General features: G+C 69.2%; 5 protein-coding genes. 2 read left to right on the top strand and 3 right to left on the bottom strand.

Going from position 1 to position 4797, the window contains the following annotated elements; translation table 11 throughout:
• Positions 1–268 precede the first annotated feature (268 nt).
• Positions 269–796, bottom strand: a complete 528-nt coding sequence (locus tag ACOQFS_RS04780) for an MgtC/SapB family protein (RefSeq protein ID WP_421561769.1) — start codon at positions 794–796, stop codon at positions 269–271.
• A gap of 556 nt (positions 797–1352) precedes the next feature.
• On the opposite strand from ACOQFS_RS04780, the gene ACOQFS_RS04785 reads away from it, so the two are divergent.
• Positions 1353–1946: an NAD(P)H-dependent oxidoreductase gene (locus tag ACOQFS_RS04785; protein WP_421561770.1), complete on the top strand. Its 594-nt coding sequence runs from the start codon at positions 1353–1355 to the stop codon at positions 1944–1946.
• A gap of 37 nt (positions 1947–1983) precedes the next feature.
• Here ACOQFS_RS04785 and ACOQFS_RS04790 read toward each other — a convergent pair whose 3' ends face one another.
• Positions 1984–2937: an NAD(P)H-dependent flavin oxidoreductase gene (locus ACOQFS_RS04790; protein WP_421561771.1), complete on the bottom strand. Its 954-nt coding sequence runs from the start codon at positions 2935–2937 to the stop codon at positions 1984–1986.
• A gap of 101 nt (positions 2938–3038) precedes the next feature.
• Complete coding sequence (locus tag ACOQFS_RS04795; RefSeq protein ID WP_421561772.1) at positions 3039–3806, bottom strand: pseudouridine synthase; 768 nt, start codon at positions 3804–3806, stop codon at positions 3039–3041.
• Positions 3807–3925: 119 nt separating this feature from the next.
• On the opposite strand from ACOQFS_RS04795, the gene ACOQFS_RS04800 reads away from it, so the two are divergent.
• A complete protein-coding gene (locus ACOQFS_RS04800; RefSeq protein ID WP_421561773.1) occupies positions 3926–4615 on the top strand; it encodes a DUF6151 family protein in 690 nt (229 codons plus the stop codon).
• Positions 4616–4797 lie beyond the last annotated feature (182 nt).

Raw genomic sequence — 4797 nt, forward strand, 5'->3', positions numbered from 1 at the left:
CTCGTCGTTGCCGTGCTCGCCGGGTGTTCAACCCGGCTGCGCCCGACGCCTAGATTGCGGCCCTGCCAGACCCTCACGCACAGCCGATTTCTCGGTGTCAGTGGACTGGGACGTCAGGCAGGCCGCGCAAGGGCAGGTGGCGGCGGACGGGCTCGGAAGTGTAGGCGAGCCAGCGGGCCCGTGCAGGGCCGCGCGCTGTGCGTGCGGTCCACGCCTGGTGTGGTTTACGAGCCTGTTGCTGCGTGCTTTGTCGGACTGCCCCGGGGTGCTACCGGGGCTCCTCACCCTGGGCGGCATCGGACGTGCCGGGACGCTGCTTGTCGACCGCTTCCTGCGCCAGCGGAATCAACCACAGCACGAACAGCGCGAGCAGCGTGCTGAGCACCGCCGTGGCCTCCTGCCCCAGCCCGGCGGCCACGCCGATGGCGGCGGTGAGCCAGATGCCGGCGGCCGTGGTCAGGCCCTTGACCTGGCTTTCCGCATCGCCCTTGAGGATGGTGCCCGCGCCCAGAAAGCCCACACCGGCGATCACGCCCTGCAGCACGCGGCTGTTGTCTGCGGGGGAGATGCCGGCCTGCTGCGCCACCAGCACGAACAGGGCTGCACCCATGGCCACCAGCATGTGGGTGCGCACCCCGGCGGCCTTGCCGGCATGTTCGCGCTCCCAGCCCAGCACACCGCCCAGCAGGGCCGCCATGCCCAGGCGCACCACGATGCGGGTGGCCTGCGCGGCGTCGGGCACGTCTGAAAACTCCGCCGCCACGGTGCTGGCGATCTGATGCCACCACGCGGTCATGGTGCAACCCCCGCTCTGTGGACGGGGCTGTCAGAAGGGTGGGCGAGGCGGGGCATGGGGTACGGGTATGGGTATGGGGAGTGCGGCACGGAGATGGGCGGGTGGCAGGTCTCGCAGGCGTCGCGGGGCCTGGGGGCCCAATGTGCGCGCGTGCGCCACCCCGCTGAAGCGGCGGTGCGCGCGGGTGCGGGTAGGACGGGGCCGACGCAGATGCGCACCGCTGTTTCGGGTGGATACGGAAAATTGCGGTTCAAATATGCCTTTACCGCTTGCTGGTAAAGGGCTGGAAGCTATCAAATTGATACTTCTCGTCGGGATCGCACGGGCGCGGCCGGGTGACACCGCATGCCGTGGGCTGCGGCCCCTCGTGCCGCTGAATACAGGGTATCCGGGCTGGCCGGACGGGGCTGCGCGGCGTAGAGTTTGTCGTGCACAGCGCCCTGGCGCGCCACACCTTCGACACCTTCGATGCAAGCGGGCCATGCAAGCCACCCTGGGTGGCGCAGTGGGCTGCAGTTGGGGTGACCCAGGTGGAATGGCCCCGAAGGAGATGGAAATGGACGACCCGCACCGCATCGTGATCATCCAGGGGCACCCCGACGCCACCGCGCCGCATCTGTGCCATGCGCTGGCGCAGGCCTACGCCGCCGGCGCCACGGCGGCAGGGCATGCGGTGCGGGTGATCGACATCGCCACCATCGACTTTCCGTGGCTGCGCAGCCAGCACGAATGGGAGCTGGGCGTGCTGCCCACGGCGCTCAAGCCTGCGCAGGCCGACATCGGCTGGGCGCAGCACATCGTGCTGTTCTTTCCGCTGTGGCTGGGCGACATGCCGGCGCTGCTCAAGGGCTTTCTGGAGCAGGTGGCGCGCCCCGGCTTTGCGTTCACGGCGGAGGGCAGCAACCCCTTCGGCCGCAAGAATCTGGCGGGGCGCAGCGCGCGCGTGGTGGTCACGCTGGGCATGCCCGCACTGGTGTACCGCTGGTACTTTCGCGCGCACAGCGTCAAGTCGCTGGAGCGCAACATCCTGGGGTTTGCGGGCATCGCGCCCATTCACGAAACGCTGGTGGGCAGCGTGGACGAGCTGGGCGACGACGGCGTGGCCCGGTGGAAGCGCCGCATGCACGCCCTGGGCGCCAAGGCTGGCTGAGCAGGCCGCGCATCACGCGATTCTTTTTTTGGCGCCTTCAGCCAAAGCTGCGCGCCGCCGCCAGCGCGCCCATGCGCTGGGTGATGGCAAAGAACTCGGCCACCGTGTCGTCGATGATCTGCTGTGCGGTCTTGATGGTGTCGATCAGGCCGACCGTCTGGCCCGCCAGCGCCGGTGCGGCCTCCATGTCGCCATCAAAGTACACGCGCTGTATGCCCGCAAAGCTGTCGGCCGGCATCAGCCCCGCCTCGTGAATGGCCTCGGTGCGCTGCGACTTCAGCGCGCGGATGCAGGGGCTGGCCTTGGTGTTGAGCATCCACGTGCCCGTGACACCGGCCTGGACGATGGCGTTCTTGTAGTTGGCATGCACGGGGCTTTCGGCGCAGCTCACAAAGCGTGTGCCCATCTGCACCGCTTCGGCGCCCAGGGCAAACGCCGCAGCCATGCCGCGCCCGTCGCAGATGCCGCCTGCGGCGATGAGCGGCACATCCACCTGTGCCCGAATGGCCTGCAGCAGCACCAGGGTGGACACCTCCTCCGGGTTCTTGAAGCCGCCGCCTTCGCCGCCTTCCACCACCAGGCCGTCGATGCCTGCGTCCACGCATTTCAGCGCCGCGTCCACCGTGGGCACGGCGTGGTAGACGGTGATGCCCGCATCCTTGAGCGGCGCGATGAACTTGGCCGGGCTGCCCGCCGAGGTGGTCACGAACTTCACGCCCGACGCGCAGACAAAGCGCAGCATGGCGTCGTCCTTCAGGAAGCGGATGGGCAGGTTCACGCCAAAGGGCAGGCCCAGCGCGCTCATGCGGGTGATCTCGGCCTGGCAGTTGGCGGTTTCGCCCGACGATGTCTCGATGATGCCCAGGCCTCCGGCGCGCGAGACGGCCGAGGCCAGCGGCGTGCGCGCGATCCAGCCCATGGGCGCCTGGAGGATGGGGTAGCGCGCGCCGGTGTGGGCGAGCACGCGGTTGGAGGATGTGGGGGCGGTCATGCGGTCTCCTGGCATTGTTCTGTGGGGGGCCAAGACCGATTATTTCGACGCGCGCTCGCGCGGCGTGTCGCCACCGTTACGGCGGCCTCATGCTTGCACTTCTAGGCCGCAGCTTCCCAGGGCCACTGCGTGAGCAGCCGCTGCCAGTCTGCCGTGGGCGCGTCGGGGGCAGGTGATGATTCGCCGGCCGTGGTGCCCGTGCCGTGCCAGGCCAGCCCGCTGTCAAACACCATCGCAGCGCCCGTCACCGGGTGCGGCACCGTCAGCTGCCAGGCGTGCAGCCACAGCCGCTGCTGGCCCAGGCGCTCGGCCCACCAGCGGTTGAGGGGGCCCTTGCCATGGGTGGCGTCGCCGATGATGGGGTGGGCCAGGTGCTTGAGGTGGCGGCGGATCTGGTGGCGCCGCCCCGTGGTCGGAATGGCTTCCACCAGCGACGCGCGGGTGGTAGCAAAGCGGGCATCGCTGGCCTCGGGCAGCGTCAGCTGCGCCCGCCGCGCAAAGCGGGTGTGGGCCGCCTGCACGGCCGCGTCGGCCGGGGCGTCGTCGGGCTTCAGGGCGTGGTCCACCTCGGCGGCCAGCGGCGCAAAGCCGCGCACCAGGGCCAGATAGCGCTTGTGCGTGGCGCCACGCTCAAAGGCCTGCGACAGCGCGCGTGCGGCATCGCTGTGCAGCGCCATCACCAGCACCCCGCAGGTGCCCTTGTCGAGCCGGTGCACGGGGTACACATGCTGCCCCAGCTGGTCGCGCAGCGCCTGCATCACAAAGCGCGTCTCGCCTGCGTCCAGCCCCGTGCGGTGCACCAGCCAGCCCGCAGGCTTGTACACGGCCACCAGGTGCTCGTCGCGCCAGAGGATGTGCAGGGGAGGCATGGGGTGGAGTGGCATTGGCAAGGAATGAGAGCAAGGCGCAGGCAACTGACAGATTCTGGCAGCAGGGGCGCTAAGCTTGTGCTCTAAGGAAAAAACGGGAACACGGGAGAGCGCAATCCATGCACGACAAAGACAACGACAACGACAGCCGCGGCCACAACCGCGGTTCACACACCCACCGCCTGCAATGCCGGTGCGGCCAGGTCGCCGGGGAGTTGGCCGACACGCCATCGGCCCTGCATATCGTCTGCTACTGCCGCGACTGCCAGGCCTATGCCCACCACCTGGGCCAGGCCGACACGGTGCTGGACGCGCTGGCAGGCACCGAGGTGGTCGCCACGCATGCGCGCAATGTCTCGTTCACCCAGGGCGCGGAGCACATTGCCTGTGTGTCGCTGACCGACAAGGGCATGCTGCGCTGGTACGCGCGCTGCTGCCACACGCCGCTGGCCAACACCGGGCGCGACTGGCGCATGCCCTATGTGGGCCTGGTGCACAGCAGTCTGCGGTCCGCGCCACGCGGGACGGACAGCGAAACGCTGGGGCCGCCGGTTTTCAGGCCGGTGCAGATGCACCATGAGACGTCCGGTGCCAAGGGCGGCACACCGCCGAAGCTGGGTGCGTGGAAGCAGGCCAGGGCGCTGCTGGGCTTCATGCCGCGCATCGCGGCCGCGCGCCTGACCGGCAGCTACCGGCGCACGCCGTTCTTTGATGGCGCGGGCGTGCCGGTGGCGCCCGTGCAGGTACTGACCGCCGCCGAGCATGCGCGGGCCATGGATGCCGTGGGCGCTGAGGCACCTGCAGGGTGAAGGGGGGCGAGTGCGCCATGCCAGAATGCGGGCGATCCAGCCACCCACCATCGCGCAAGGAGCCTGTGTCCCTGACGATGAAGATGAAGATGGTCGCGCGTGCCCTCGCCACAGCCAACCGCGCTGAGAGCCTGTTCAATGTCTTTTTGGAGTCGCACAAGGTCCTTGCCGGGATGGGATGC

The organism is Paracidovorax sp. MALMAid1276 (assembly GCF_049198005.1).
GTDB lineage: Bacteria > Pseudomonadota > Gammaproteobacteria > Burkholderiales > Burkholderiaceae_C > Acidovorax.

Coding starts and splice junctions, on each gene's coding strand:
- ACOQFS_RS04790 (WP_421561771.1), bottom strand. CDS start 2,937: ATGACCGCCCCCACATCCTCCAACCGCGTGCTCGCCCACACCGGCGCG.
- ACOQFS_RS04795 (WP_421561772.1), bottom strand. CDS start 3,806: ATGCCTCCCCTGCACATCCTCTGGCGCGACGAGCACCTGGTGGCCGTG.
- ACOQFS_RS04780 (WP_421561769.1), bottom strand. CDS start 796: ATGACCGCGTGGTGGCATCAGATCGCCAGCACCGTGGCGGCGGAGTTT.
- ACOQFS_RS04800 (WP_421561773.1), top strand. CDS start 3,926: ATGCACGACAAAGACAACGACAACGACAGCCGCGGCCACAACCGCGGT.
- ACOQFS_RS04785 (WP_421561770.1), top strand. CDS start 1,353: ATGGACGACCCGCACCGCATCGTGATCATCCAGGGGCACCCCGACGCC.